At 68.4% G+C, this 26217-nt stretch carries 18 protein-coding genes; 9 read left to right on the top strand and 9 right to left on the bottom strand.

The window, feature by feature from the left end; translation table 11 throughout:
* Nucleotides 1-12: 12 nt before the first annotated feature.
* A complete protein-coding gene (locus D7Y11_RS23070; protein ID WP_158641987.1) occupies nucleotides 13-996 on the bottom strand; it encodes a GlxA family transcriptional regulator in 984 nt (327 codons plus the stop codon).
* 112 nt (nucleotides 997-1108) lie between these two features.
* Here D7Y11_RS23070 and D7Y11_RS23065 point away from each other — a divergent pair, with 112 nt between their 5' ends.
* Nucleotides 1109-1666 carry a cysteine hydrolase family protein gene (locus tag D7Y11_RS23065; protein ID WP_126934796.1) on the top strand — a complete coding sequence of 186 codons (558 nt, stop codon included), beginning with the start codon at nucleotides 1109-1111 and terminating at the stop codon, nucleotides 1664-1666.
* Nucleotides 1667-1715: 49 nt separating this feature from the next.
* On the opposite strand, the gene D7Y11_RS23060 is transcribed toward D7Y11_RS23065, so the two are convergent.
* The 4 genes from D7Y11_RS23060 to ada form a co-directional block, all read right to left on the bottom strand.
* The gene (locus tag D7Y11_RS23060; protein WP_233607367.1) at nucleotides 1716-2780 is read right to left on the bottom strand and encodes a DUF3103 domain-containing protein; all 1065 of its coding nucleotides are present in this window, start codon (nucleotides 2778-2780) and stop codon (nucleotides 1716-1718) included.
* A gap of 163 nt (nucleotides 2781-2943) precedes the next feature.
* A complete protein-coding gene (locus D7Y11_RS23055; protein ID WP_126934794.1) occupies nucleotides 2944-3798 on the bottom strand; it encodes a CARDB domain-containing protein in 855 nt (284 codons plus the stop codon).
* A 169-nt stretch (nucleotides 3799-3967) separates the two neighbouring features.
* The gene (locus D7Y11_RS23050) at nucleotides 3968-4648 is read right to left on the bottom strand and encodes a 2OG-Fe(II) oxygenase (protein WP_233604854.1); all 681 of its coding nucleotides are present in this window, start codon (nucleotides 4646-4648) and stop codon (nucleotides 3968-3970) included.
* 17 nt (nucleotides 4649-4665) lie between these two features.
* A complete protein-coding gene (ada, locus tag D7Y11_RS23045; RefSeq protein WP_126934793.1) occupies nucleotides 4666-5739 on the bottom strand; it encodes a bifunctional DNA-binding transcriptional regulator/O6-methylguanine-DNA methyltransferase Ada in 1074 nt (357 codons plus the stop codon).
* Between the two features lie 230 nt (nucleotides 5740-5969).
* Here ada and D7Y11_RS23040 point away from each other — a divergent pair, with 230 nt between their 5' ends.
* From D7Y11_RS23040 to D7Y11_RS23010, 7 genes are all read left to right on the top strand, one after another.
* A complete protein-coding gene (locus D7Y11_RS23040) occupies nucleotides 5970-9242 on the top strand; it encodes a C45 family autoproteolytic acyltransferase/hydolase (RefSeq protein WP_126934792.1) in 3273 nt (1090 codons plus the stop codon).
* A 147-nt stretch (nucleotides 9243-9389) separates the two neighbouring features.
* Nucleotides 9390-10010 (top strand): TetR/AcrR family transcriptional regulator, encoded by a 621-nt coding sequence (locus D7Y11_RS23035; protein WP_126934791.1) that lies wholly within the window; start codon nucleotides 9390-9392, stop codon nucleotides 10008-10010.
* 1 nt (nucleotide 10011) lies between these two features.
* The gene (locus tag D7Y11_RS23030; protein ID WP_126934790.1) at nucleotides 10012-11643 is read left to right on the top strand and encodes a DHA2 family efflux MFS transporter permease subunit; all 1632 of its coding nucleotides are present in this window, start codon (nucleotides 10012-10014) and stop codon (nucleotides 11641-11643) included.
* 3 nt (nucleotides 11644-11646) lie between these two features.
* A complete protein-coding gene (locus tag D7Y11_RS23025) occupies nucleotides 11647-12879 on the top strand; it encodes an HlyD family secretion protein (RefSeq protein ID WP_126934789.1) in 1233 nt (410 codons plus the stop codon).
* Nucleotides 12880-13107: 228 nt separating this feature from the next.
* A complete protein-coding gene (locus tag D7Y11_RS23020) occupies nucleotides 13108-15117 on the top strand; it encodes a LodA/GoxA family CTQ-dependent oxidase (protein ID WP_126934788.1) in 2010 nt (669 codons plus the stop codon).
* The gene (locus D7Y11_RS23015) at nucleotides 15114-16286 is read left to right on the top strand and encodes a tryptophan 7-halogenase (protein ID WP_126934787.1); all 1173 of its coding nucleotides are present in this window, start codon (nucleotides 15114-15116) and stop codon (nucleotides 16284-16286) included. Before D7Y11_RS23020 ends, D7Y11_RS23015 begins: the two co-directional genes overlap by 4 nt.
* Nucleotides 16283-19360, top strand: a complete 3078-nt coding sequence (locus D7Y11_RS23010; RefSeq protein ID WP_126934786.1) for a hypothetical protein — start codon at nucleotides 16283-16285, stop codon at nucleotides 19358-19360. Before D7Y11_RS23015 ends, D7Y11_RS23010 begins: the two co-directional genes overlap by 4 nt.
* A gap of 83 nt (nucleotides 19361-19443) precedes the next feature.
* Here the strand turns inward: D7Y11_RS23010 and D7Y11_RS23005 are convergent, their stop codons facing one another.
* From D7Y11_RS23005 to D7Y11_RS22995, 3 genes are all read right to left on the bottom strand, one after another.
* Nucleotides 19444-20481, bottom strand: a complete 1038-nt coding sequence (locus D7Y11_RS23005) for a hypothetical protein (RefSeq protein WP_120577577.1) — start codon at nucleotides 20479-20481, stop codon at nucleotides 19444-19446.
* A gap of 198 nt (nucleotides 20482-20679) precedes the next feature.
* Complete coding sequence (locus tag D7Y11_RS23000) at nucleotides 20680-21162, bottom strand: GNAT family N-acetyltransferase (protein ID WP_121752122.1); 483 nt, start codon at nucleotides 21160-21162, stop codon at nucleotides 20680-20682.
* 5 nt (nucleotides 21163-21167) lie between these two features.
* Nucleotides 21168-22463, bottom strand: a complete 1296-nt coding sequence (locus D7Y11_RS22995; protein ID WP_233604853.1) for an MFS transporter — start codon at nucleotides 22461-22463, stop codon at nucleotides 21168-21170.
* Nucleotides 22464-22647: 184 nt separating this feature from the next.
* On the opposite strand from D7Y11_RS22995, the gene D7Y11_RS22990 reads away from it, so the two are divergent.
* The gene (locus D7Y11_RS22990) at nucleotides 22648-24216 is read left to right on the top strand and encodes a glucan 1,4-alpha-maltotetraohydrolase domain-containing protein (protein WP_121752121.1); all 1569 of its coding nucleotides are present in this window, start codon (nucleotides 22648-22650) and stop codon (nucleotides 24214-24216) included.
* Between the two features lie 245 nt (nucleotides 24217-24461).
* On the opposite strand, the gene D7Y11_RS22985 is transcribed toward D7Y11_RS22990, so the two are convergent.
* Nucleotides 24462-26217 (bottom strand): hypothetical protein (locus D7Y11_RS22985; protein WP_126934785.1); only part of this gene is annotated, 1756 nt, incomplete at its 5' end.

Genomic DNA, 26217 nt, shown 5'->3' with positions numbered 1-26217 from the left:
TTCTTTGTCACATCAGCGCAGCGCGAACCGCTTCCTGTAGGAACCCGGAGACAGTCCGGTGCGAGCCTTGAAGCGGCGGCGGAACGACGTGGTGTCGGCGTAGCCGACGGACTGGGAGATGTCCTCCACGGTTCGAGGAGTGGTCTCCAGGAGTCGCCGGGCGGCCTCGATGCGTAGGCGCTGGACATAGTCCAGGGGCGTATCGCCGGTGGCCTTGCGGAACCGACGCAGCAGCGTGCGTTCGCCCAGGCTCGCGGCCCCGGCCGCTCCCGCCAGGGTCACCGGCTCCGAGAGGTGGGCCTCCAGCCACTCCTGGGCGCGCAGCACGGCGGTGTCGCCGTGGTCGCGAGGCGTGGCGTGCACTGCGTCGGGGGCGAGGAACCGACGGCCGGGTTCCACCAGGAGCATCCTGGCGCAAAGCGCGGCCAGCTCCGCGGAGACCTGCTTCGCGACCAGGTGCAGGCAGAGGTCCATGCAGGCGGTGATTCCGCCCGTGGTGAGCACGTCGCCATGGTCCACCAGGAGCAATTCCGGCTTGAGCGCCACGCGGGGATAGCGGGTCGCGAAGTCCCGGGCCAGCCCCCAGTGGGTCGTGGCCTCCCGGCCCTCCAGGAGCCCCGCCTCGGCGAGCAGGAAGGCGCCCGCGCACACCGCCGCGAGCTTCGCGCCTCGCGTGTGCTGTCCCGCCAGCCAGTCCGTGGTGGAGCGCTTCGCCACGCGTTGCTCCAGGTCGCCCACGAGCGCGGGGATGATGACGACGTCGAAGCGTTCCGTCGGGGCCGGCACTCGCGCGGCGCCCAGCATCAGGCCATGGAAGCTGCGCACGGGGCCGGCGAGGGGCGCCACCAGTTCCGTCGTGAAGGGTTCTCCACCGCCCTGGTCCCGGCTCAGGCGGTTGGCCATGGCGAACACGTCCAGTGGGCCCGCGACGCTGGAGGCCACGCAGCCCTCCAGGGCCAGCACCGCGACACGAATCGACGAGGACCCGGCAGGCATGCGCGTTTGTCGGTTTCCGCCCCGGATTTGTCCATCCGGACACTCCCGCCAGGGCGCGGGCCCGCGTATTCGACGTGGCGACGCATCATGACCCGAATGAAGGAGGACGTCCGTGGAGAACACCGCGCTGCTGCTCATCGACATCCAGAATGACTATTTCCCCGGGGGGCGGTTCGAACTGGATCGCTGCGATGCCGCGGCCACCCAGGCCCGTGCGGCCTTGGACTTCTTCCGGGAGCGCGGCCTTCCGGTCATCCACGTGCGCCACGAATCCTCGCAGCCAGGCGCTACCTTCTTCCTGCCGGGGACCCCGGGCGCGGAGATTCATCCCCGAGTCGCGCCTCGACCGGGTGAAGCGGTGGTGCTCAAGCACTTCCCCAATAGCTTCCGCGAGACGGACCTCCAGGAGCGCCTGCGGACCCTGGAGGTGAAGCACCTGGTGGTCGTGGGAATGATGACCCTCATGTGCGTGGATGCCACGGTGCGGGCCGCAGCGGACCTGGGCTACACGGTCACCGTGCTGGGGGATGCGTGCGCGGCCCGGAGCCTGGAGTTCCAGGGCCAGAGCGTGCCCGCGCCCCAGGTCCATGCCGCGTTCCTGGCGGCGTTGGGGATGGGCTACGCCAGGGTCCTGCCGACCGCCGACTTCCTGGCCCAGGCCGGACGCTGACCGGAGGGGTCGAGCAGCGCCGCCTCGACCCCCACGGGCCCGCCGACTGCTACTGGCCCAGGAGTTCGTACGGCCTGAGAGTCACCACCGCGTTGCCGCGTGCACCGCTGTAGTTGGTGTAGGTGTGGTTCTTCTCCAGGGTGTAGAACGAATCGACATAGTCGTCGTCGTTGGTGAACCATTCACCCGGCATGCGATCCACCAGCCCGCTGCCCAGGGCCACCAGGGCGCCGATCTCCGGCTGGCCCACGGCGGTCAGGATCTGGCTCGCGACATTGAACAGGTAGCTCACCAGCTCCTGGTAGCTGGTGTTGTCGTCGTGCTCCATGAGGATGACGTTCGCCGCCGCCCAGCGGTAGCGCTCCCAGAAGATCAGGACCTGGTTCGGGGAGTAGGTCCTCCCGTCCGTGTCCAGATAGGGCATGTCGACGATGTCCAACTGAGGCGCGTCACGGCTGGGGTCGACACCATTGACGATGGCATAGACCTCCGCGTTACCGGAGATCCACGGCTCCTCGTCGTCGTTCAGGTAGATGCGATCGAGGATCGTCACCGGCGTGCTGGCCGCCGCGGCGGACGTGTCCAGGACGGGCAGGGGACGTTGCCCGAGGGCCACGAGGTGCTCGCGCATCAGCTTGATGCCGGCGGCCAGGTCCCTGCGCGCGTCGATGTCCACCACCAGCACCGGCTGTTCGGGCAGGCGGTGCACGTCGAGGCGGTGCACGCGGCCAAGGCCATCGAAGGCCTCGATGAAGCGCCACTGGGAGTCATCGCCATCCGGTTCGTACGCGTAGAGAGGCTCAACGCCTTGCTGCAATGCCGTCAGCATGGACGCGCTGGCCAGACGAAGCTGAAGCAGGCTGTCGAGCTCCCGATTGATGCCCTTGAGCCGACGGATGTTCAGGTCCGCTCGCTCCGCCACGCCCGTGACGGAGGACGGGGCCGACACGGCGCCCAGCCACTGCTTCAGGTCCACGGCGAGGTGCTCGCCGCTCAAGCGGGAGGCGAGAGCCTTCCGCAGCACCGGGTCCTGCTTCGCCAGGGTCAGCGCCACCTCGCGCTTGTCGGCGGCAAGCGACACGCTGATGCGTTCGCGCAGCGCCGCTGGCTTCATGGAGGCGGCTCGAGCTTGGGGGGCTGCGTTCATGCAAACGAACAGCGCGATGACCATCCCTATCCGCTTCATTGGATTCTCCGGTGGGTGAGAGAGGGTTCCGGGCCGGCAACAGCGGGGTGCCGGGCCGGATGCGCCCGGTCCCCGCGGCTGGCTCACTTCATCAGCGCGACATCGACGCGTAGCCGTCCACGTACCCGATCGTCGGGGCGTACTGTTCGATGTGCTGGCGGACCGGGCCGGGCAGGTTGGAATCCAGGGCGCTGGCCGAGTCCTGGACCGTCAACGGCTGACTCGCGACGACCTGCACGGTGAAGGCACCCTGGTTGTTGGCCTCGTTGCTCTCCGCGATGTCATCGTCCAGGTCCGCCACGAGGACCAGGTAGTAGGTCCCCGGCGCGATGGCCGTCGAGAAGGTGATGCCCGTGGACGGAACGGAGAACGTCCCCGCGCCCGTGCCCACGGAAATCCCGCCGATGTAGCTGAGCACGTTGTAGCTGGTATCCGTCAGGAAGACGCCCAGCGTGGACGAGGTCGTCACGGGACACGCCGTGTAGAGGTCCGCCGAGAAGCTGACCGTGCCCCCCGGCGTGATGGTCGTGGGCGTCAGCGTTCCGGCCGTGAAGTAGAAGTCCGGGAGCTTGGTGGTGCCAATCAGCGTGTCGTCACCCCACGGGAGCCCAAAGTCCGCCTCGACCTGGATGTAGAAGCTCTGCGGCGCGCAGGCACTCGCGGCCGCCGCCAGCACGGTCTGCGCGCTGGCCTGGACCGTGGCGTAGGAGAAGGACGCTGTCTGGGTCCCCGTGGGCGGCAGGTAGAGCCCGTTTCCGGCCCACCCGAGCGTGATCTGACGCGAGTTCATCAGGACCCGGTTGGAGGTCCCCTGCGGGGTGGTCGCCAGGTAGAAACGGATTTGTGACGTGGCGATCAGGCTGCTTCCATTCAGGCCGTAGCTGATCGTGAAGGTGGAATAGGGATTGGCAACCGTCGTGGGCGCGGTCACCGTCGTGATACCCACCGCCGCCTGGGCCGGGACCGAAGCAATGCAAACCACTGCGAAGGCCGCCAACAGCAGATGCCTGGGTTTTGTCATTTTCGCAGAATGGACAATCCAAGGCATTCAAATCAAGAGTTCTCTGTGTGGGTGAGGTTGGCCCCGCCAGGTGATGTATGCCCGGTATCCGGGGCTACGCCGCATCATGGAAAATGATGCCCACCGTGTGTCTCATGCCGGAGCGCACGCGGCTGACACCGTGCCGCAGATTGACGCGGTAGGTGCCTCGCGTGCCCTGGACCGGGCGATGATGCACCGCGAAGACAACCGCGTCTCCCTGACGCAACGGGACGACCTCCGCCCGGGACTGCATCCGCGGCCGCTGCTCCGTCAGCACGAACTCGCCACCGGTGAAGTCCCGTCCAGGTTCGGAGAGGAGGACGGCCACCTGGAGCGGGAAGACGTGCTCGCCATACAGGTCCTGGTGCAAGCAGTTGTAGTCGTCCGCGCCGTAGCGCAGGAGCAGGGGCGTGGGCCGCACCTGCCCGGCTTCGTGGCATCGCGCGAGGAAGTCCGCGTGGACGTCCGGATACCGCACGTCGATGCCCATGGCCGTGTTCCAGCGGTTCGCGATGGGCGCCAGGCATGGATACAGCGCCGTGCGCAGTTCCGTCACGACCTCCGGCAACGGATGGTCGAAGTATTTGTATTCGCCCCGGCCGAACCCGTGCCGCGCCATCACCACTCGGCTGCGAAAGGCGTCGTCCACGCCGTAGAGCAACGCCAATGCTTCGCACTCGTCAGGCGTGAGCAGTTGCTCCAGCACCGCGCACCCACGGGCATCCAACTCCCGGCCCGCTCCCTCCCAATCCACCGAACGAACCCGTCTCCTCACCGCTGAGCCTCACGCTCCAGCAACGCGCGCTTTCGCTCCACGCCCCACCGGTAGCCAGACAGCGCCCCGTCATTCCGCACCACCCGGTGACACGGAATCACGACCGCCAGCGCGTTCGCGCCACACGCCTGAGCCACGGCCCGCACCGACTTCGGCGAACCAATCCGCTCCGCGATGTCCATGTAGCTCGCCGTCTTCCCCGCAGGAATCTCCCGCAGCGCCTGCCACACGCGCTGCTGGAACGCCGTGCCCCTCACGTCCAGTGGCAAATCCAGCCCCACGCGCGGCGCCTCCACGAAGCCCACGACCTTCGCGACCAACTGCTCGAACTTCGCGTCCCCGCCCACCAGTGTCGCCTGCGGGAAGCGGTCCTGGAGGTCCTTCGCCAGTGCGTCCGGATCATCTCCCATCAGGATGGCGCACACGCCCCGGTCGCTCGTGGCCACCAGGATGGGGCCCAGCGAGCACTCCGCGATGGCGAAGTGGATCTCCGTGTTCGCGCCCCCGGCGCGGAAGTTCGTCGGTGTCATGCCCAGGACCTGGCTGGAGGTTTCGTAGAAGCGACCGCTCGAATTGAATCCGGCGTCGTAGATGGCTTCAGTGACGGAGCCGCGCTTCGTCAGCCCCGTGCGGATCCGCTCCGCCCGCTGCGCCGCCGCGTAGCCCTTCGGCGTCAACCCCGTGACGGCCTTGAACACCCGGTGCAGGTGGTACGGCGACAGCCCCGCGCGCTCCGCCAGCTCCTCCAGGCTCGGCATCTCTTCGGCGGCCTGGATGAAGCGGCACAGCTCGGCCACCCGGTCCGCGTGCTTCACGGCGAGCGAGGGCTCCCCCGGCTTGCATCGCTTGCACGCCCGGTACCCCGCCTGCTCCGCCGCCGCCTCCGTCGCGTGGAACCCCACGTTCTCCGGCCGCGGCGTCCTCGCGCCACAGGACGGACGGCAGTACACACCCGTCGTCCTCACGGAATAGAAGAAGCGCCCATCCTCCGCCGCGTCCCGAGCGACGACCGCCGCCCAGCGCGGGTCGCCCACCGTCGCCGCCGCGAGGGCCTCCGTCTTCGTCGCCATGCTCCGCCTCCTTTCGATGACCACGAGGCGAAACCTAACTCCCGGTTCCCAGGCCAGCACTCCGCGCCTTGCGGTCGAATTCGGGCCGTCGTGGAACAGGGCGTCATGTCGTGAAGCTGTCCAATCGCGCCAGGAGTGAACCTCTCGCCATGCTCACGCAATGCGTGCCAGCACGCCCGCGTACGACGTGACAGGATGCCGCACCCTTTCCTCCTTCCCATGAGCAAGCCATGTCCCACCTGCGTCTGATGTGGAAGCGCTCCCGTCTACTCTGGCCCACGCTGGCCGCCTGCGCCTCGGCCACCGCCTGGGCCGCCCCCGCATCCATCGCCGTCCCCAACGCCGGCTTTGAAACCGCCGCCGCCACCGGCCTTCCCCAGGGCTGGACGGCCTCGGGTCAGGGAAAGGTGTCCGCCCGCACCGACGCGAAGTCGGAGGGCAGCCGCAGCCTCGTCATCGAAAGCCCCCAGGGCGGCGCGGAGACCACCGTCGTGTCCGAGCCCGTGAAGCTCCAGGTGGGCCGCCTCTACCGGCTCTCCGCCTGGGTGCGCACCAAGGGCGTGCAGGCGGATGCGCAGGCGCGCTACCCCACGGCGCTGGGCGCGTGTCTGTCCATGCAGAGCTTCCCCTTCACCAACTGCTCTCCTCCGCAGGGCGCGGACTCCAGCGGCCGCGTGCAGGTGCTGTTCTTCGCCACCCAGTCCAGTGATCGCGTGCGCGCGCACCTGGGCCACAACGGCAAGGCCACCGGCACCGCGTGGTTCGACGATGTGAAGGTGGAGGAGGTGGACGACATCACCTCGTACATCCCCATGGAGAGCGTGCGGTGGGCCGGCAAGGGCTTCCGCTACGACGACGGCGGCTGGGTGTACGTGCACATCGAGGGCGAGCCCTACGAGCGCGGCCGGCAGTACGGCGAACTCGTGTCGCAGGAGATCGTCCGCTACATCGAGAAGCTGGGCATCCAGAAGGACAAGGCGGACGCCGCGAAGGGATGGGCGCAGGTGCGCCTGCTCGCGGACTCGCTGTTCCTGCGCCGCTTCGACCCCGAGTACCTGGAGGAGATGAAGGGCATCGCCGACGGCGCCAACGTGGGCGGCGCGAAGTTCAAGGGCCCGGATGGCAAGGAGCGCGACCTGGACGTGCTCGATGTCGTCGCCATCAACTCCGCCGTGGACCTGGGCCAGCTGGAGGACGCCAACCGCGTCACCGCGTCTCCGCTCTCCGGCCGCACCTTCCTCAAGGGCGAGGATGAGAACGGCCGGGCAGGGGAGGGCGACCACTGCTCGTCCTTCGTGGCCACCAAGTCCGCGACGAAGGACGGCCGCGTCGTCATGGGCCAGATCTTCATGTGGAACGGCTACACCGGCGTCCACTGGGACGTGATGCTGGACGTGCAGCCCACCAAGGGCCACCGCTTCGTGATGCAGACCTTCCCGGGCGGCATCCACAGCGGCTCCGACTGGATGCTCAACGACGCGGGCATCGTCATCGGCGAGACGACGGTGGGCCAGACGCCCTTCAACATCGACGGCACCCCGCAGAGCAACCGCATCCGCAAGGCCGTGCAGTACGCGAACTCCATCGACGACGTGGAGCGCATCCTCAAGGACCGCAACAACGGCCTCTACACCAACGACTGGACGCTCGCGGACACCAAGACGGATGAGGGCGCGTGCCTCCTGTTGGGCACCGCGAAGACGCGGCTGTGGCGCACCGGCAGCAAGGGGAAGGCCGGGGACACGCCCGGAAACCTCAAGGACTTCATCTGGGCCAACAACAACAACCGCGACCCGGAGGTCCGCAAGGAGTCCGTGCCCAACTCGAGCAACGCCCCGGTGGACCTGGCCTTCAACACCTGGAACCGCGACATCGCCTTCCAGGAGGCCTACGCGAAGTACGGCAAGGGCGGCTTCGACGTGGACAGCGCCACTCGCATGATGGCGTCCAGCCCCATCAACCGGCCCCACGCGTGTGACGGCAAGGTCACCACGTCGGAGATGACCGAGAAGCTGATGTTCCTGGCCCACTACGGCAAGACGACGCTGCGCGAGAAGATGGTGGGCAGCCGCTGGATTCCCGACCTGCCCGGCGCCACCCCGCACCTGTCCCTGGGCTACACCGCCTTCAGCCCCATCTACGTCGCGGATCAGCTCAAGGCCGCCAAGGCGAAGCAGAAGCCGGAGCCCAAGGCGGACAAGCCCAAGCGCGACTTCGCTCGCGTGAAGGACGCGCTCGGCTTCGATGAGAAGAAGCTCTGGGCCAACACGGTGTTCCCCGCCACGGACGCTGACAACTGGTTCGGCAGCGGGTCCGCTGCGTACTGGACGCTGCTCAGGGACCTGCCGGAAGGGGATGACCTCTCCAAGGCCTTCGACGCCCAGCGCGACGCGCTCGCGGACCTCAACGCCCGCTACCTCTACGTCACGGCCCGCGAGGGCGACGTGGTGCCCACCTCCGCTCGCACGGACTACGGCCGTTATGGCCAGTACGCGGTGCCTCGCATCAAGGGCACGTACCTGCTGCACCAGCTGCGGCTGACCCTGGGCAACGCGAAGTTCGCCAAGGTGATGGACGCGGTGCACACGAAGTTCGCGAACAAGAAGCTCACCACCCAGGACTTCATCCGCACCGCTTCGGAGGCCGCGGGCCAGGACGTGGGGTCGTGGGTGAAGCAGTGGGTGGAGCGCGGGGGCCTGCCCGCGCCGCGCCTCACCTCCCGCGCCCAGAAGGCGAAGGAGGGCTTTGAGGTAACGCTGAAGGTGGACCAGTCCGGCACGCCCTGGCGCTTCGCCACGCTGGTGGAGGTGCAGACGGAGAAGGGCGCCGTGCTGGAGCGCGTGGAGGTGAAGGGCGGAAGCGACTCCTTCACCGTGAAGGTCCCGGACCGGCCGGTGCGCGTGGTGTTCAACGTGGGCAACGACATCCCCGTGGCCCGCGAGCGCTACCAGACCCTGGCCAACACGCTGGATGACTGGGACAAGCTCCTCTTCGTGTACGGCTCCGCGCGCCAGGTGGAGTCCATGCGCACGCTGGCGACGAACTACCGCGAGCAGCTGGCGGACGCGTCTCCGGAGCGCCTGGCCCCGCTCAAGCCGGACGCCGAGGTGACGGACGCGGAGCTGGCGGACCGCGACCTCGTCGTCTTCGGCGGCCTGGAGGACAACGGGCTCATGGCGCGTCTGGCGGCGGAGAAGAAACTGCCGGTCGAACTGGGCCGGCGCTTCTTCCGCTGGCAGGGAAAGACGTACGGCCGCGCGGATGACGGCCTCGCCCTGGCGCTGCCCAACCCCTGGAACCCGAAGCGGACGATGTACCTCTTCGTCGCCAACAGCGGCCTGGAGCTGTGGCACATGACGCGCTCGTTCCAGCGCGGCCTCCAGAGCTGGGCCCTGTTCCGCGCGGGCGAGGTCAGCGGCAAGGGCTTCCACGCCACCGAGGGCCTCACCCAGGAGCTGTCCGTGGAGCTGCCCGCCCCCAAGCTGGGCATGCTCACCCCCTGAGCCGCGGTCGCTGAAATCCAGAAGCACCCAGGAAGGGCCGGCGGAGCGCGCTCCCGCCGGCCTTTCTTGCGTTCGGCTGCTTCCTCCCTCTGGAACCCCAGGCCGATTTGACTCCTGTGGGGAGAGGGTTAAATCTCCCTTCAGAGAATGAATCGAGATTCAAAATCTGAGGCGCCCGTCAAAAGGCTGCGCTCTCGTCTGAAGGAAGCCACCGCCGACGCCATCCTGTTGGCGGCCGCGGCGGTGTTCGCTCGGGACGGCCTGCACGCGGCGAAGATGGAGTCCATCGCCGAGCAGGCAGGCGTGTCGGTGGGGACGCTCTACAACCACTTCACCGACCGCGCGGCCCTGCTGGACGCGCTGCGTGCCAAGCGCCGCCAGATGATGCTGGACCGGCTGGACGCGGCCCTGGCTCCCGTGGCGGAGCGGCCTGCTCGCGAACAGCTGCGCGCCTTCGTGACGGCGCTGTTCGCCCACGCGGCGGAGCGCGACGCGTTCGTGCGGGTGCTGGTGCAGCTGCCGGAGGACCCGGCGCGCAAGAGCCGCATCCTGGCGGAGCTCAGCAAGCGCGTGTCGGTCATCCTCGACCGGGGCATCCAGGCCGGGGAGGTCCGCGCGGAAGGGCGCGCGTTCTACCCGAATCTCCTGATGGGAATGGTGCGCGGCGCATTGGACCGCCTGCGCGAGGACGACGCCGCGAACCTTCCGGCAGCCGCCTGGGCGGAGGAGATCCTCCGCGTCTTCTTGAAGGGCATCGAGGTCGACTGACATGGCGACAGCCGTCGCAACACCGGAGGTCCTGGCGCCGGCAACGCCCAAGGCCCCCGTCAACAAGTGGCTCGTCACGCTGTCGGTGACGTTCGGCACGCTGATGGGCGCCATCGACTCGTCCATCGTGAGCGTTGCGCTGCCTCAAATCCGCGGCGCTGTCGGCGCCACGGTGCAGGAGATCACCTGGGCCACCACCGGCTTCGTCATCGCCACGGTGATGGTGATGCCGCTCACGGGCTTCCTGGGCCGCATGTTCGGCCAGAAGCGCGTGTACCTGGCGTGCCTGGTGCTCTTCGTCGCGGGTTCGTTCCTGTGCGGCTTCGCGTGGAACCTGCCCACGTTGGTGCTCTTCCGCTTCCTCCAGGGTCTAGGGGCAGGCGCGCTCCAACCCACCGAGCAGGCCATCCTCCGGCAGACGTTCCCGCCGAAGGAGCAGGGCACCGCGATGGCCATCTTCGGCATGGCCGTGATGGTGGGCCCCGCCATTGGCCCCACGCTGGGCGGCTACATCGTGGACAACTGGCACTGGTCCTGGATCTTCTTCATCAACGTGCCGGTGGGCATCCTGGGCTTCTTCATGGTGGTCCGCTTCGTCCAGGAGGACGAACAGCTGCGAGCCACCGCGCGCCAGGAAGCCGAGAAGCAGCGCAAGCACATGGACTGGTCCGGCATCACGCTGCTCTGCATGGGCCTGGCCTCGCTCCAGTACTTCCTGGAGGAGGGACAGGCGGATGACTGGTTCGAGTCCCCCATCATCGTCATCTGCGCGCTGCTCTCCGCCACGTGCCTCATCGCCTTCGTCATCCGCGAGCTGACCGCGGAGGCGCCCGCGGTGAACTTGCGGCTGTTCAAGGACCCGGTGTTCGCGTCCGGCACGCTCCTGGGCGCGCTGGTGTTCGCGGTGCTCATGGCCAGCATGTTCCTGCTGCCGGTGTTCATGCAGGAGCTCCTGGGCTTCACCGCGACGCAGTCCGGCCTCTCGCTGATGCCTCGCACGCTGGTGATGATGGTGATGATGCCCATCGTCGGGCGGCTGTACGGCAAGGTGCCGGCGCGGGTGTTGGTGGGGATTGGCATCGTGTTCGCGGGCTTCGGCGCGTTCGAGATGAGCCACTTCTCGCTCGCCACCGGCTCCAGCAACATCATCGCGGCCATCGCGCTGCAGGGCGTGGGCTTCAGCCTGATGTTCGTGCCGCTCAGCGCCACGGCGCTCGGCAACATCCCGCGTGAGCGGATGGCGGACGCGACGGGCCTCAACTCCCTCTTGCGCCAGATTGGCGGGTCCGTGGGCCTGGCCATCTTCACCACGCTCCTGTCGCGCTACACCGTGCTGTCCAAGGCCTCCATCGCGGCGCACCTCAACCCGGAGCGGTGGGAGGTGGCCAGCCGCATGGCCGCCACCCAGAAGGGGCTCATGCAGCACGGCCTGGACGCCGCGAGCGCCAGCATGGCCAGCCTCCAGATGATGGTGGGCAACGTGTCACGGCAGGCCATGGTGCTCGCGTTCGACAAGCTCTTCGTCTTGGCGTCGCTGATGTTCGTGGTGGTGCTGCCGCTCATCTATTTCCTCAAGGACCCCCCGAGCGTCGGGGGCTCCCACGAGAAACCGCACATCGACGTGGAGATTTAAGACATGGCAACGACAACGACTGCTCCCCAACTCGTCCCCGAAGCGGCGCCCGCGCCCGCCTCCGCGGCGCAGGCGAAGCGCGGCAAGCGGGGCTTCCTCATCCTCGGTGGCGTCGTGGCGGCCATCGTGCTGGCCATTGGCGGCTTCAAGATCGTCACGGCCGGGCAGGAGACCACCGACGACGCGCAGGTGGAGGCGGACGTGGTGCCCCTTGCCGCGCGCGTGTCCGGCCCCGTGGTGAAGGTGGCCGTGCTGGACAACGCCACCGTGCACCAGGGCGACGTGCTCCTCCAAATCGACCCGCGTCCCTATGAGGCCCGCGTGAAGCAGGCGGAGGCGGAGCTGGAGTCCGCGCGCGCCCAGGCTGTCGCGGCGGACGCGCAGGCAACGGTTGCGGAGGCCGGCGCGAAGGGTGGCCTGTCCAGCGCGAAGGCGCTCGTGTCCACGAGTACGTCCGCGGTGAGCGGCGCCCAGGCGCAGGTGGCGGCGGCCCGCGCGGCGCTGGCTCGCGCGGAGGCTCAGGCCCGCAAGGCCACGCTGGACCTGGATAGGACCCAGAGCCTGCGTCAGCAGAACGTGGTGGCGCAGAGCGCGCTGGATGACGCGCAGACGGCCAACGAGACGGCGCAGGCCGCGCTCGAAGGGGCCCGCGCGCAGCTCGCCCTGGCGGAGGAGGGCCGGCGCACCGCGGAGAGCAAGGTGGCGGAGGCCAAGGGCCAGCTCGACGTGAGCGCCCCCATCGACGAGAAGATCGCCGCCGCCCAGGCCAGCGCGTCGCTGGCACACGCGCGAGTGAAGGGCGCGGAGGCCGCGCTCGACCAGGCGAAGCTCCAGTTGGAGGACACGCGCGTCGTCGCCCCGGCGGACGGCCAGGTGTCCAAGCTGTCCGTGCACGCGGGCCAGCTGCTCACCCCCGGCCAGGCCGTGGCGGAGCTGGTGCCCACGACGACCTACGTGGTGGCGAACTTCAAGGAGACGCAGGTGGGGCACATGCAGCCCGGCCAGCGCGTGGAGGTGGAGCTGGACGCCTTCTCCGGTGAGAAGCTGGAGGGCAAGGTGGAGAGCCTCTCTGGAGGCACCGGCTCCCGCTTCTCCCTGCTGCCGCCCGACAACGCGTCCGGCAACTTCGTCAAGGTGGTGCAGCGCGTACCCGTGCGCATCTCCTGGGTGCACCCGCCGCAAGGCCTGGCCCTGCGCGCCGGCCTCTCCGCCGACGTGACGGTGCACACGAAGTAGGCCCCAGCCCGAAGCCCCACACCCCAGCGCCGCGCCCCCCACGGGTCGCGGCGCTTTTTTTTGGGGCTGACACGTCATGGCCAATCCTTGACGCGTCAATGGCCACGTCCGCCACTGCCGGGACATGGCCCCTGTCTGTAGAATGTGCAGTATTTCTGGAATTTCTGCGCTTCCCTTGAGGGGAGTGTCTTTTGCATCAGCTCCTTCCCCACCGCGAGGAGCAAAGGCATGAGCACGACCTACAAGATTCACCCGGCCATCGGCGTGGCCCGCGTCGGAGACAGCGAGGACTACTACCTCGGTCCCGAGGAGGCAGGAGGACTGCCGCTGGAGGTGGCGGGCGGCAGCGTGACCCGGTTCCGCGATGCCAGCATGGCGGTGCGCAGACAGGCGGCGCGCTTTCAAATCCACGCCTACGACTCGCCCGGCTCCAACGGGCGCAGGGTCCAGCCGGGTGAGGGCGGAATCAAAGACATCCGCTGGACGGTCCACCTGGCCAACAAGAAGTCCGCCTGGTACGAGTTCCGGCAGCAACAGGGTGCGGACGGCACCTACGCCGTCGACCACCCGCTGCGGAATCCTCGCACCGTGGGGAATGACCGCAACGCGCTCATCCTCGACGCGGGGCCGCGCACCGTCACCTGCCTGGGCAGCGCGGGCGGTCCCACCACCGTGCAGTGTGAGCTGCTCCCGGCGTCGGCCCGCCCATCGCGACTCCTCCCCGAAGGCAGCGACATCACCACCCTGGGAAAGCTCGTCACGGATGCCCGGGGCTATCTCCACGCGGTGGGCGGCTACGGCAAGTCCGGTGTGTCGGTTCGCTATGACATCACGAGTGGGCTGCTGGAGGACTGGGCGCGGTACCACACGCTGGAAAAGGTGAGCGGCCTCAGCGGGAAGGCGCAGGACATCCTCATCGCGCTGAAGAGCATCGCGGACATCGGCTACGACACCCAGGCGGCGTTCGACGCCGCCGTCGCCTCCGTCCTCACGGCCCCCAGCCTGGGGCTCACGCCCGATCAGGTGACCCAGGCGAAGGGGTTCATCGACACGAACGCCTACCCCCAGCCCCGGCTGGACACGTACGCCAACAACACCTTCTGGTGGGATGACATCTCGGACGGGCCCGTCACCGCGACGCTGGTCATGGATGACAACTCGGAGCACGAGGTGGAGTTCCCCGCGTGGGTCGTGGTGGGGCCCCCCGGGTACGCGCCTCAAATCCTCAACGTCATCACGCTCTACGACACGCTCTTCGACACCTTCGTCACCCAGAGGGGGCTCGTCCCCGGGCTCTACCAGGGTGGGCAGTTCCAGCAGGACTACACGCCCAATTTCCAGGCGGACCTTCTTCCCATCCTCAGCCGCCCCGCTGCCTACCAGTGGGTCGCTGACGTGGGCCCGCAGGGCAATGGCAGACACGACGCCATCCAGGGCGGCAACCTGGGGCCGCGTTTCCTTCAGAGGATCCGGCACCCCGACGACGTCAACGTGCCGACGCCGGACCTCATGCCGAAGATGGCGGGCGACAACCCCATCTCCGACATCATCCCCCGGAAGTTCCTGAGCCTCACGCGGACCCAGTACTTCCTCCTCCAGCAATACAGTGCCGGCAAGGTCGACCACTCGCCCCCCAAGTCCCCCGCGTCGGAGGGAGCGCGGCTGGACCGCGCCGTGCTGGAGAACTGCGTGGGCGGCGCGTTCTGCCCGGGCATCGAGATGACGTGGATTGCCCGGGACGCGAACTTCTTCCAGGACGACCCGGCCGCGGGCTTCCGCTTCAAGCACCGCGACAGGCCCACCGGCCAGCCGCTCCAGTGGAGCATCAATCCGCACGACGGGCTGGGCCTGGAGCCGGGGGATGCCAGCAAGTACATGGCGCTGCCATGGCAGGCCGACTTCAACGAGTGCTCCAACCAGACCGTCCAGGGGACGTCGCTCTGGTGGTGGCCCGCCCAACGGCCCTACTTCGTGAGCTACCTGGGAGACGACCAGCAATGGCACCAGGACTATTGGACGCGTCCGACGGACATCAACTTCGACACGGACGAAGCCATGGTCTTCCATTGGAAGGAATTGGGCTTCGTCCTCAAGCGGTCGGATGCCCCCGCCCCCCAGCAGGGCCCTGAATCCGCGCCAGGATTGCCGCCCGCGCCCACGTTCATCGAGGTGGAGCGGACGTACGCGCCCGCCACGGGCCAAGAGGAACCGGCCCTCGCGAAGGTGGCCAACTCGTGAGCGAGGACTCCTGCGACGTGGCCGTCATTGGCGGCGGCCCCGCGGGCGCGGCCATGGCCGTGGCCTTGAGGAGGAAGGCGCCGTCGCTCTCCGTCACCCTGGTCGAGCGGACCACCTATGACGCCCCCCGGCTGGGGGAGACCCTGCCGCCGGACGTCCGCCTGTCGCTGTCTCGGTTGGGTGTCTGGGAAAGCTTCCTGCGCGACGGGCACCTTGCCTCCCGCGGCACGGCGTCATGCTGGGGCAGGGCGGAGCCGGGCTTCAACGACACGATGATGTCCCCCTGGGGTTCCGCCTGGCACCTGGACCGGACGCGCTTCGACGAACGGCTGAGCGTCGAAGCCGCCCGGCAAGGCGCTCGGGTGCTGCGGGCGACGACCCTGGTGGACTCGGAATCCCTGGGGCGCAACGGCTATCGGCTCCGCCTGTCCCATGGGGCGGCAGACCCCAGCACGCTGCGGGCACGCTTCGTCGTGGACGCCACGGGAGGCAAGGCCACCTTCGCCTCGGCACGCGGCGCGCGGCGGCTCGTGAGCGACCGCTGCTTCGCCGTGTATGGCTCCTTCCAGCTTCAGGGCGGCGCGGTCTTCCCCACCCACGCGCTGGTGGAGTCCTGCCCGGAGGGTTGGTGGTACTCGGCGTTGCTGCCGAGAGGGCGGGTCGTCGTCGCGCTCGTCGGCGATGGGGACTCCTTGCGCGGCTTGCGCTGGGCCACGCCCGAGCCCTGGATGAACCTGCTGAAGCAGGCGCCGGTGACCTGGGCGCGGCTGGACGCTTGTGACTTCGTCGGCGAGGCGCTCATCGCGGTGCCCGTGCTCGTCGGACAGTTGGACCGGCCACGAGGGGAACAGTGGCTCGCCGTGGGCGACGCGGCGTGCACCTATGATCCGCTGTCCTCCCAGGGCATCACCAAGTCGTTGGACTCCGCGCTCCTGGCCGCCGACGCGCTGGAGCGCTGCCTGAGCGGCGACGCGGACGCGCTCCAGGACTACGAGTCCATGCTGAACGCGCGGTTCCAGGACCATCAACGCACACGCGGCGTCTACTACCGCCAGGAACAGCGGTGGCCCCACGCCCCCTTCTGGAGGAACCGGTGGGAGGCGCTGCCCGCTCCCGCCGCGTCCCCAGCGCAGTCCCGCCGCTCCCATTCCACCGAGGTGAACCCATGAAGACGAGATATGCGCGTCATGTGATTGTCGCGGCGGGCGTAGGGCTCGCCATCGCGGCCGCGGTGGTCGTGCGGAGCGGGGCGCCCAAGCCAGTGGTCCTGGCCACGAGCGGCAGCGGAGGGGATGGCCTCGTCCCTCCGCCCTATCCCGTGTTCCCGCGAGGCAATGCCCTGCTCACGCCTCTCGCCGAGTCCAGCGACGAGGCCCAGGCATTCCTGAAGTTCTACTCGACGCAGTTGGGTGTTCAGCTGCCCAGGATCCAGAGCGCTGACCTCGTCAAACTGCCGCCCCGGAACCTGGACATCGCGCACAACGGACTGAACCTCGGCAGCCAGGACTTCAACTCCTCGCTGGTGTGCCAGTCCTGCCATGACTCGGATTGGAAGGCCCAGGGCAGCGACCTGCCGGAGATGGCGTTCTGGCAGCAGCCCACGGTCAACAGCCTCTGGCCGAGCGGTGGCGCGGGCCCCATGAACCTGTCCGCCAACTGGTCCCCCTTCGGAGACTGGAGCGCGTCCATCAAGGCACTGGCGGGCCGGGACCCTGTCTTCCTCGCGCAGGTGGAGACGACCCGTTCGCTGTCTCCTCACCAGCCCTACCAGGTGGACCAGCTCTGTCTGCGATGCCATTCCCCCCTGGCGGAGCGCCAGGCCCTGGCCAACAACGCCCCGTTCGACCACTTCACCCTCTACGCGACGCCAGAGGGCGCGCCCTACAAGAACCCGTTCCCCTCGGCCTCCTCGGCGGATTCGCAATACGCGACCTACGGCGCGCTGGCCCGGGACGGACTCTCCTGCGCCGTCTGTCATTCCATGGCGCCGAAGGAGGGTCAGCCCTGGAATGGCGCCGACTACAACTTCTTCTATGGCTCCGACGGAGACCTCTTCGGCGCGGGCGTCTCGGACCGGCTGGTCAGCGCGGAGGAGAAGAAGACGCAAACGCCGCCGTCCTTCCCCTTCACCTCGTCCATGAACCTGCACCCCGGCGCCATCCTCGGGCCTGACTTCGGCCTCAACGCGAAGCCCATGGCCGCGGCGGGGGTGAGCCTGGAGACCGCGGCGCACGTGGACGGACACAGCTACCTGCGCGACTCCATGGTCTGCGGCGCCTGCCACGTCGTCATCCTCCCCAAGGTCCCCACCAACTACAGGCCTGGCATGCGCATCGCCGACGCGAGCGAAGGCTACGAGCGCCCCGCGAGCTGCGACGCCAGCAAGACGACCTTCGACGCCAACGGCAACTTCACGAAGGACCCCTGTGTCGCGCTCGCCTATGAGCAGACCACCTACTTCGAGTGGCTCAACAGCGGCTATCCCGACTCCAAGACGACGTGCCAGGGCTGCCACATGCCGCTCACCTCGCCGTCATCCCCCCACGACAACCGCGTGTACGTGGCGCAGTACAACGACGACCTGGACCCCTTCTACCAGGGCAGTCCGCCCCCGGTGGCGCGCGAGTACAACCGCCACACGCTGCTGGGCATCAACCTGTTCGTTCACGAGATGTTCCAGCAGTTCCCGGACGTGCTCGGGCTGGACTTCTACCTGTCGCAGGACTCACGCATCCCGCCCTACCTCCAATCCCCAGACATCCTGAACCGCACGCCCAACCTCGTCCCCAATCCGGGCGCCGAGGATGGCAATACGAAGGGCTGGAGCGACCACAGCGCCATCGCCGCCGTCCAGAAAGTCTCGGGCGACCATGGACGTTCCATCTCCCCGAGCCACGGCCGCTACTTCTTCCAACTCAACCCGGGCAGCGCGACGCTGAGCATCGACCTCAGCCGCTATCAGGACGCCCTCCAGAAGGGAGGCGGCAAGACGACCCTCCTCTGGGGCGCCACCGCCTGGTGCGACCAGCTCTCCTGCGGCGAGCTCGTCGTGCGCACCTTCAACGCGCAAGGAGTCGCGGCGTCCACGACACCTCCGCTCGCGGTCGACCCGGGACAGTCGAGGTGGCAGGCGCGTCAGGCGACCATGGCCGTGGGCACGGACATCCGGCGGCTGGAGCTGGGCTTCACCGGCCGGAGTGGCGAAGTGCTCCTCCTGGATGACGTCTTCATCGCCCTGCGCTTCCCGGATGGCACCGTCGCACCGCTGACGGATGCCAGACGCAACTACGTGGTCGCGCAGAACCTGCTCAACGCCGAGCAGTCCATCCTGGACCTCGCGTACAGCACGGCCCAGGGCTCCTACAATCCGCGGCTCCCCGCCGTGCAGGTTTCCCTGGGGAACATGTCCACGGACAACGGCATGCTGAGCGTCCCCGTCACCCTCAGCAACAACGCGGGGCACAAGTTCCCCAGCGGCGCGGGCTTCCGCCGGGCGTTCATCCAGTTCGAGGTCCTGGACGGGTCCGGCAAGGCGCTCTGGGCGTCGGGACAACCCAACGCGCAAGGCGCCATCTGCAATGGTCCCTGCAATGCCAATGGCGACAACATCCTCACCAGCGAGTTCTCGTCAGACCCTGGCCTGCTCCAGCCGCACTTCCAGACCCTCCAGCGGCAGGACCAGGTCCAAATCTACGAGGTCCGCGTCATGGACGACGTCAAGAAGGTCACCAGCCTGGAGCTCCAGCAGTTCAAGGACCTGAAGGACAACCGGATCCTCCCCGCGGGCTGGAAGCCGCCGAGCCTGCGCAAGTCTGGCGAGCTTCAGCTGGGCCTGGACCTCTACCAGTTGGCTCAAATCACCATGCCCTTGAGCGCGGTCCAGGGAACCCAGCCCGCCATTGAAAGCGACCCGGACTACCCCAACGACAGCCATCCCCAGGAGGCCGAGGGCGAAGACACGCTGGTGTACCAGGTTCCCCTGGCGGAGATTCCTTCGTGGGCCTCCATCCGGGTCCGGCTGAACTACCAGAGCATTCCTCCGGGCTATCTCGGCGCGCGGTTCAAGGACGCGCTCCAGGGAAACCAGCAGCCGGGGCCTGCCATGAGCCGGCTCATCTACATGAGCAGCCACCTCAACACGAAGACGTCCATGCAGAGCCAGACCTATGGCGCCGCCCAGCCCACAGAGGTCATGAACAACTGGTCCATGGTCCTGGGTGAGGCCCGGGTGACGAAGCGCTGAAGCACCGCGGCACCCACGAGAAAACGGCCACCGGCTCGCAAGAGCCGGTGGCCGCTTTCATTCAGCCAGGCTTGCCGCTCCGCTCAGCGGAAGACGGTGGTGTGGGAGCCGAGCACGATGCCGCGCTTGCCCGCCAGCGCCTTGCACCGCTCGGGAGACATCCCCAACTGCTCCGGCGTGAAGAGCCGGCCGAAGAGGCGGTGGTCATCGGAGACGAACGGCAGGACGCGGACCGTGATGGACATCCCCGGAAGCGGGGCAAGGCCATGGGACCAATACGAGTAGTCAATGGTCGTCGAGTAGTCGGCCGGCACGAAGCAGTCGATCCCCGTGTGCCAGTTGCGGTTGCCGTCCTGGTCCGGGAGCGTCTGGGGCACCGTGGTCTCCCCCAGGCTGATGAGAGGCGAGGGCCCCGGAGTCCCCGCCGAGAAGGCGACGCTCGCCCCCGCGGGGACGTTCACGCACTTGATGTCGAAGGTCACCATCGCCGCGGCGGAGCCATGGGGGTAGATGACGCCCTTGGTGGTGTAGTCCGGCTTGTTTGCATCCACGATGGTGACGTTCCGCCAGCCGAACCCCGGGTTGTCCAGGATGAACTCCGTCAGCTGGTCCATGTTGCCCACGGCCGTGGTGGGAACAGGATTCGGGTGCGCCGTGGTGGAGACCCGGGAGATGAGGCAGTAGTGGTCAGGGGTGGGGGCTCTCCAGACGAACGGGTTGTCCGTCACGGCAACCTTGCCGCTGTCGGCCTTGATGATGTTCTTGCTGTTGTTGTCGACGTTCTTGTCGCTGGTCTGCAGCTCATTGCCTGCCCACAAGTAGGGGTACAAGAGCAGCGTCGCCGGCACGGCATACAGCGACACGCTTCCGGACTGGGTTGCTCCCGCCAGGTTCTTGGCGCGCAGGTAGATGTAGTTGTCGCCGCTCTCCGTCAGGTTCTGCCCCACATCCGAGCTGTAGTTCCCGGCGAAGAACTCCGCCGGATTGAGCGTGGGGGTGAGGCCCTGGGGAATGATGTCCGGCGATTGATAGGCAATGGTGTTCTTCGACTCAGCTCCGAAGTTGCGATCACCGGTGTCACCGGTGTTCACACGGAAGAACAAATCATTGTACTGGGTCATGGGTGTCCGCCTTGGGTTGGGTGACATTCCCCGTGAGGCGTGGCTCGCAGGGGTGCGGCCCTGCAAGTGCATCCTGAATGCCAAGGATGTTCGAATCCCAACTGGTTGGAACCATTTGGGCGGCCCGGCGAAACGGTGGGCCTTCCCCATGACCCTGACGTGGCAGGCCCAGGGGCTGACGTGTCAGCCCGCCTGCCGTCAGAGCGTGACGGCCATCTCCACGTCCGCGCGCGAGTAGCCCGTCTCCCGGGCAATCTCCGGGCCCTCGCGCGTGGTGACGAAGCCGTGCTTGCGGTACAGGCCCAGCGCGGGCCCCAGCGCGCTGTTCGTCACCAGCACCATCCGCTTCGCGCCACGCTGCCGGGCCGTGACCAGCGCGGCCCGCATCAGCGCGTCGCCCAGGTCTCGGCCCCGCGCCTCCGGGGCCACCGCCATCTTGCACAGCTCGAACGTGTCCGCGTCCTCGCGCCTGAGCGCGCACGTGCCCAGCACCTGTCCGTCCACGAGCGCGAAGAACACCTCGCCCCCCGGCGCCACGAACATCCCGTGGGGATCCGCGAACGAGGCCTCGTCCGAGCCCTCGATGCGGAAGTCCTTCTCAATCCATTGCCGGTTGAGCCGCGCGAAGTGCTCGAGCAGCTCCGGCCGGTAGGGGACGACCTCGACGGATGCAGGGGCCATGGCACTCACGCGGTGGCGGCCACCGCGGCGGGCTTCTTGCGCAGGAAGAGCGCGAAGATGAGCGCCACGATGCTGATGCCCACCAGCGTAATCAGCCCGTCCGCCGCGATGGTGGCGCGCGTGCCGATGCCGCGGAACTCCGACGCGTGCCCGTCCAGCGCCGTCGTGTAGCTGATGGCGAAGTTGGAGGCCGCGACGAAGAGCGAGTACTTCGTCGTCACCGCCGCGCCGTCGTTCACCATCTCCAGCACCATGCCGGCGAAGGCCGCGAAGCCCGCGCCGTTCGCGAAGCTGTACGCGAGCGAACCCCAGATGTACGTGTCCGTCGTCATGGGCCCCGCCGCCATGGCGAACGCGCACATCGCGGTGGCCCCGCCCATCAGCGCGTACGCGAGCTTGCGGTTCATCCGGTCCGACAGCCAGCCGCCCATCAGTGAACCCACCGCGCCGGTGACGGCCATGCCCGGCCCGTTCACCATCTCCACCGTGTGCTCCGGCACCTGGTACGCGCCCGCCATCGCGCTGAAGAGGTTGCTGAGCGCGCCGCAGCTCACCGGCGCCAGGCAGAGCACCAGCATGATGAGCCCGTCGCGGCTGAAGGCCGTCTTCACCAGGTCCATCACGATGCTCTTCACCCGGTCCACCGCCGCCTTGAGCAACGGCCCCGTGGGCACGGTGGAGGGGTCATGCCGCTCGGTGATCCAGAAGATGCCCGCGCCGCTCGCCAGCACCAGCGTGGCCAGCACGATGCCCGCCACCTGCCGGGAGAACTGGGTCGCCAGGAAGATGGCCAGCGCGCCCATCATCGCGGTGGAGCCCACGTTGCCCGCCATCTGCCAGCCGCCCGTGCGCCCCTTGTCGGACGGCTTGGACGTCGTGGCCATCAGCCCGTTGAGTGCCGCGTGCGCCGTCGTCGCGGCGGCCTGCAACGCCGTGAGCAGCAGCGTGAAGACGCCCAGGTGCTGCGCGGGCTCCGGGAACATCGCGCACGCCAGGAGCAGCAGCGCGGTGAGCAGCGTGCTCACGCCGTACCAGACGCGGCGCCACGGCCCCAGGTCGATGAGCGGCACCCACAACAGCTTCCACGCGTGCGGTGAGAACGCCGTGCCGGACAGCACGCCAATCTCCGCCAGCGGCATCCCGTCCTTCGCCAGCCAGTACGGCACCGCCGTCTGGAGGTAGCCCACCGCGGCGCCGAACTGCACCTCCAAGAGGCCGAACAGCGGGGGCCAGGCCCAGCGCGGTTCCTCGGCGGAAGCGGTGGCCGGAAGGGCAGTCTCTTGTTCAATCAAGGGCGACACCTACAGGGGAGGACAGGGGAGGGTGGGATTCTAGACACCTCCTGCGTCCTGCACAGCCCAACGCACTGCGCCGTCTCCTCGGAAGCACGGGGTGGGAGGGTGCCCTTCAACGGGGAGTCCTGGTCCATGCCGGAAGGCAGGACTAGCTTGCCCGCGCTTCCCCCCACAACCCCGAGGTCCCCCGATGACGTTGAAGACCCGACTGCTGGTCGTCTCCACGGCTGGCCTGTTCGCCGCCGCGCCCGCCGTGGCCAAGCCGCTGGATGGCGCCAGCACCGACGTGATGATCCAGGGCTTCCACTGGAACTCCGCCAGCGCGGGCGGGTGGTGGAACACGGTGAAGAACAACGCGGCCGCGGTGAAGGCCGCGGGCTTCACGATGATCTGGCTGCCGCCGCCCTCGGACGCGGCGTCCACGCAGGGCTACCTGCCCCGGCAGCTCAACGTGCTCAACTCCAGCTACGGCACGGAGGCGGAGCTCACCCAGGCGCTGGCCGCGCTCAACGCGCAGGGCGTGAAGCCCATCGCGGACATCGTGGTGAACCACCGCGTGGGCACCGCCAACTGGGCGGACTTCACCAACCCCACCTGGAGCGGCTGCAGCGCGGTGGCCGCGGGTGACGAATGGCCGAGCGCCTGCGGCAACGCGGACAGCGGCGAGGGCTACGCCGCGGCGCGAGACCTGGACCACTCGCAGGCGAACGTGCGCGCGGACCTGAAGACGTGGATGGGCACCCGCCTGAAGGGCGTGGGCTTCGCGGGCTGGCGCTTCGACTTCGTGAAGGGCTTCGCGGGCAGCTACGTGAAGGAGTACGTCACCGCGACGGACCCGTGGTTCTGCGTGGGTGAGTTCTGGCCCACGAACTACTTCGACGCGAACAACCCCAACAACTGGAAGCAGCAGATCACCAACTGGGTGGACGCGACCACGGGCACCTGCGCCGCGTTCGACTTCGCCACCAAGGGCCTGCTCAACGACGCGCTCACCAACAACAACTACACGCGTCTGAAGGCGTCCGACGGGAAGCCCGCGGGCGGCATCGGCTGGTGGGCCAGCCGCCACGTCACCTTCGTGGACAACCACGACACCGGCCCCAGCGAGACGTGCGGCAACGGGCAGAACCACTGGCCGGTGCCCTGCACCAAGGTGATGACGGGCTACGCCTACGTGCTCACCCACCCGGGCATCCCCACCGTCTACTGGGGCCACTACTTCAACTGGGGCCTGGGCAGCTCCATCAAGACGCTGATGGACATCCGCAAGAACGCGGGCCTCACGTCTGAGTCCACCGTCAGCATCCAGCGCGCGGAGAGCGGCCTGTACGCGGCCATCATCGGCGGCAAGGTCGCGGTGAAGCTGGGCACCGGCTCCTGGACCCCCGGCACCGGCTGGACGCAGGCCGCCACCGGTACGGACTACACCGTGTGGACCACCAACACGCCGCCGCCCACCGGCACCACCGCCAACGTGGAGTTCGTGTGCAACAACGGCACGACCGTGATGGGCCAGAACGTCTACGTCACCGGCGGCGTCGCGGAGCTCGACACCTGGAGCCCCACCACCACGAAGATTCTCAGCCCCACCGCGTACCCCACCTGGCGCGGCACCTACGCGCTGCCCGCGAACACCACCGTGCAGTGGAAGTGCCTCAAGCGCGACGGCAGCGGCAACGTCGTCTGGCAGGGCGGTGGCAACAACACCGTCACCACCCCGGCCGCCGGCGGCAGCATCACCGCCACCGCCAGCTTCTAGGACGCACCCCTCCAAGCCTCTTCGGCATCGGCTCCCTGGGGGGAGGAAGCCGGGCTGGCTGGCGAGCAGGTAAATGCGCTGCGAGGGGCTGCTCCAGCGGCACGCCCTGGCCCCTGTGCGGACGGTAGCCCCTTGGCCACTCTTGGCCTGGGGGCCTACCGTCATGGCCCGGGTGGTGCTGGAGCGTGCCTGTGACGCGGCGTGGAGGGGGCGGGCTGAAGCGCGTTGATCAGCCTGCACTCATCTCAGGGGGAGGACATCAGCCGGACGCCATGCTCGCGCACCAGCGTGGCCCTCGCGGCCTCGGAGACAGCCGTCTCGCGCAGGTCGAGCTCACGAAGGAGGGGAAGCCGGTGGAGCGCGGGCATGCCGGCGTCCGTGACCTTCGTGCGCAGCAGGTACAACGTGAGCAGGGAGCCCGGGAGGTGAACGAGCGCCTCGTCCCCGAGGCGGGTGCCGGCGAGGCTCAACCAGGAGAGCTTCTCGAAGCCCGCGAGCATCCGCGCCCCGTTGTCATCCAGCCAGGTGCCTCCCAGGTCGAGCTTGACGAGGTGGGGGAGCTTCTGGAGCGGTACCAGCCCTGAGCCGCTGATGGGGTTCCCCGAGACCTGGAGTGACTCCAGCTCCCGCAACTCGGAGAGCTGGCCAAGCCCCAGGTCCGTGAGGAGCGTGCGGATGGCGCGGAGCGACTGCAGCCGGGAAAAGGTCCGAAGGGTGGCCACCCACCCGTCGTTGAAGTCGGTCCGGCTCAGATCCAGGTGCCGCAGGACCATGCGCGAGCCGAGCTGCTTCAATGCCTCGGGGCCGATGCGCGTGGCACTGAGGTCGAGCCGGGAGAGCAGCTCCAGGGGCTCCAGCGACGCGAGCGACGCATCCGCCAGCGCGAGACCCGAGAGCCCGAGGCTCTCGAGCTCCTGGTGGCTGGCCAGCGCAGGGAGGCCGCTCCCGGTGACGGCCGTGCGCGACAGCTCCAGGTCGTGCAGGTGGTGGAGGCCCTGCAGGTGGCGCAGCGCCGCGTTCCCGAGCAGGGTGTCGTCGAGATGGAGAACCTCCAGCCGTGTGAGCCCGGCAAGGTGACGAACCCCTGGGCCGCGGATGCGTGTCTTGCTGAGCACCAGCACCCGGAGCACCGGCAACCGCGCCAGGTGGACGAGCCCCGCATCCGTCACCCCGGTGCTTCCCAGGTGGAGCGCGTCCAGCATGCGCAGCCCTGCGATGTGCGCCAGGCCTGAGTCCGAGACGGCCGTCCGCGCCAAGCCCAGCCAGCTCAGGGCCGGCATTCTCCTCAGGGCGCCGAGGCCGGCATTCGTGACGTGGGTGCCGCTCAAGACGAGTGTGCGCAAGCGGTCCCCGGGCAGGGACGCAAGGACCGTGTCATCGACCGTGGTGTCCGAGAGATCCAGCCACTCCAGCTCCGTCTGTGCCGCGAGCAGGCCGAGCCCCCGCGGGCTCACCGACGTGCCGCTGAGCGAGAGCCGGCGCAGCGTCGTCAGCGAGGCGAGGAGAACCAGCCCCCGGTCGGACACCGCCGTGGCATCCAGCCGCAGGATGGCCAGGTGTGGCATTCCCTGGAGAGAGGCGAGCCCCGCATCGGTTACCCGTGTGCCGTCGAGGTGCAGGGCCTTCAACCGTGCCGCGTTCCTCAGGGCGGCCAGGTGCTCGTCGCCGAACGCGGTATCGGAGAGATGGAGCGATACGACCGAGGAGCCCTCGACGAGGAGCGCGAGCAGGGCTGGGGCGGGGAGGCCTTGCTCCCCGAAGGAGAGACCGGGGACGCGGTATTCGCGCAGCACGGCGGCCAGCGCCTGGGCCTCGGCCGGTGTGCTCACGGGCTCCAGAGGCTCCGCGTACCAGTCTCCGTCGGGAAGCGGCTGGGGGGCGGCACCACCCGCCGGCAGCAGGCCCCACGGGGAGGACGTCCCGTCCGGCAGGAGCCGGTACGTCTGGAGGGAGGGACGTGGAGGGGCCACGACCGCGGGAGCCGGAGGCGCGGTCGGGCGG

Source organism: Corallococcus sp. AB018, from assembly GCF_003986945.1.
Lineage (GTDB): Bacteria > Myxococcota > Myxococcia > Myxococcales > Myxococcaceae > Corallococcus > Corallococcus exiguus.
This window is presented reverse-complemented; position numbering and strand designations above follow the sequence as displayed.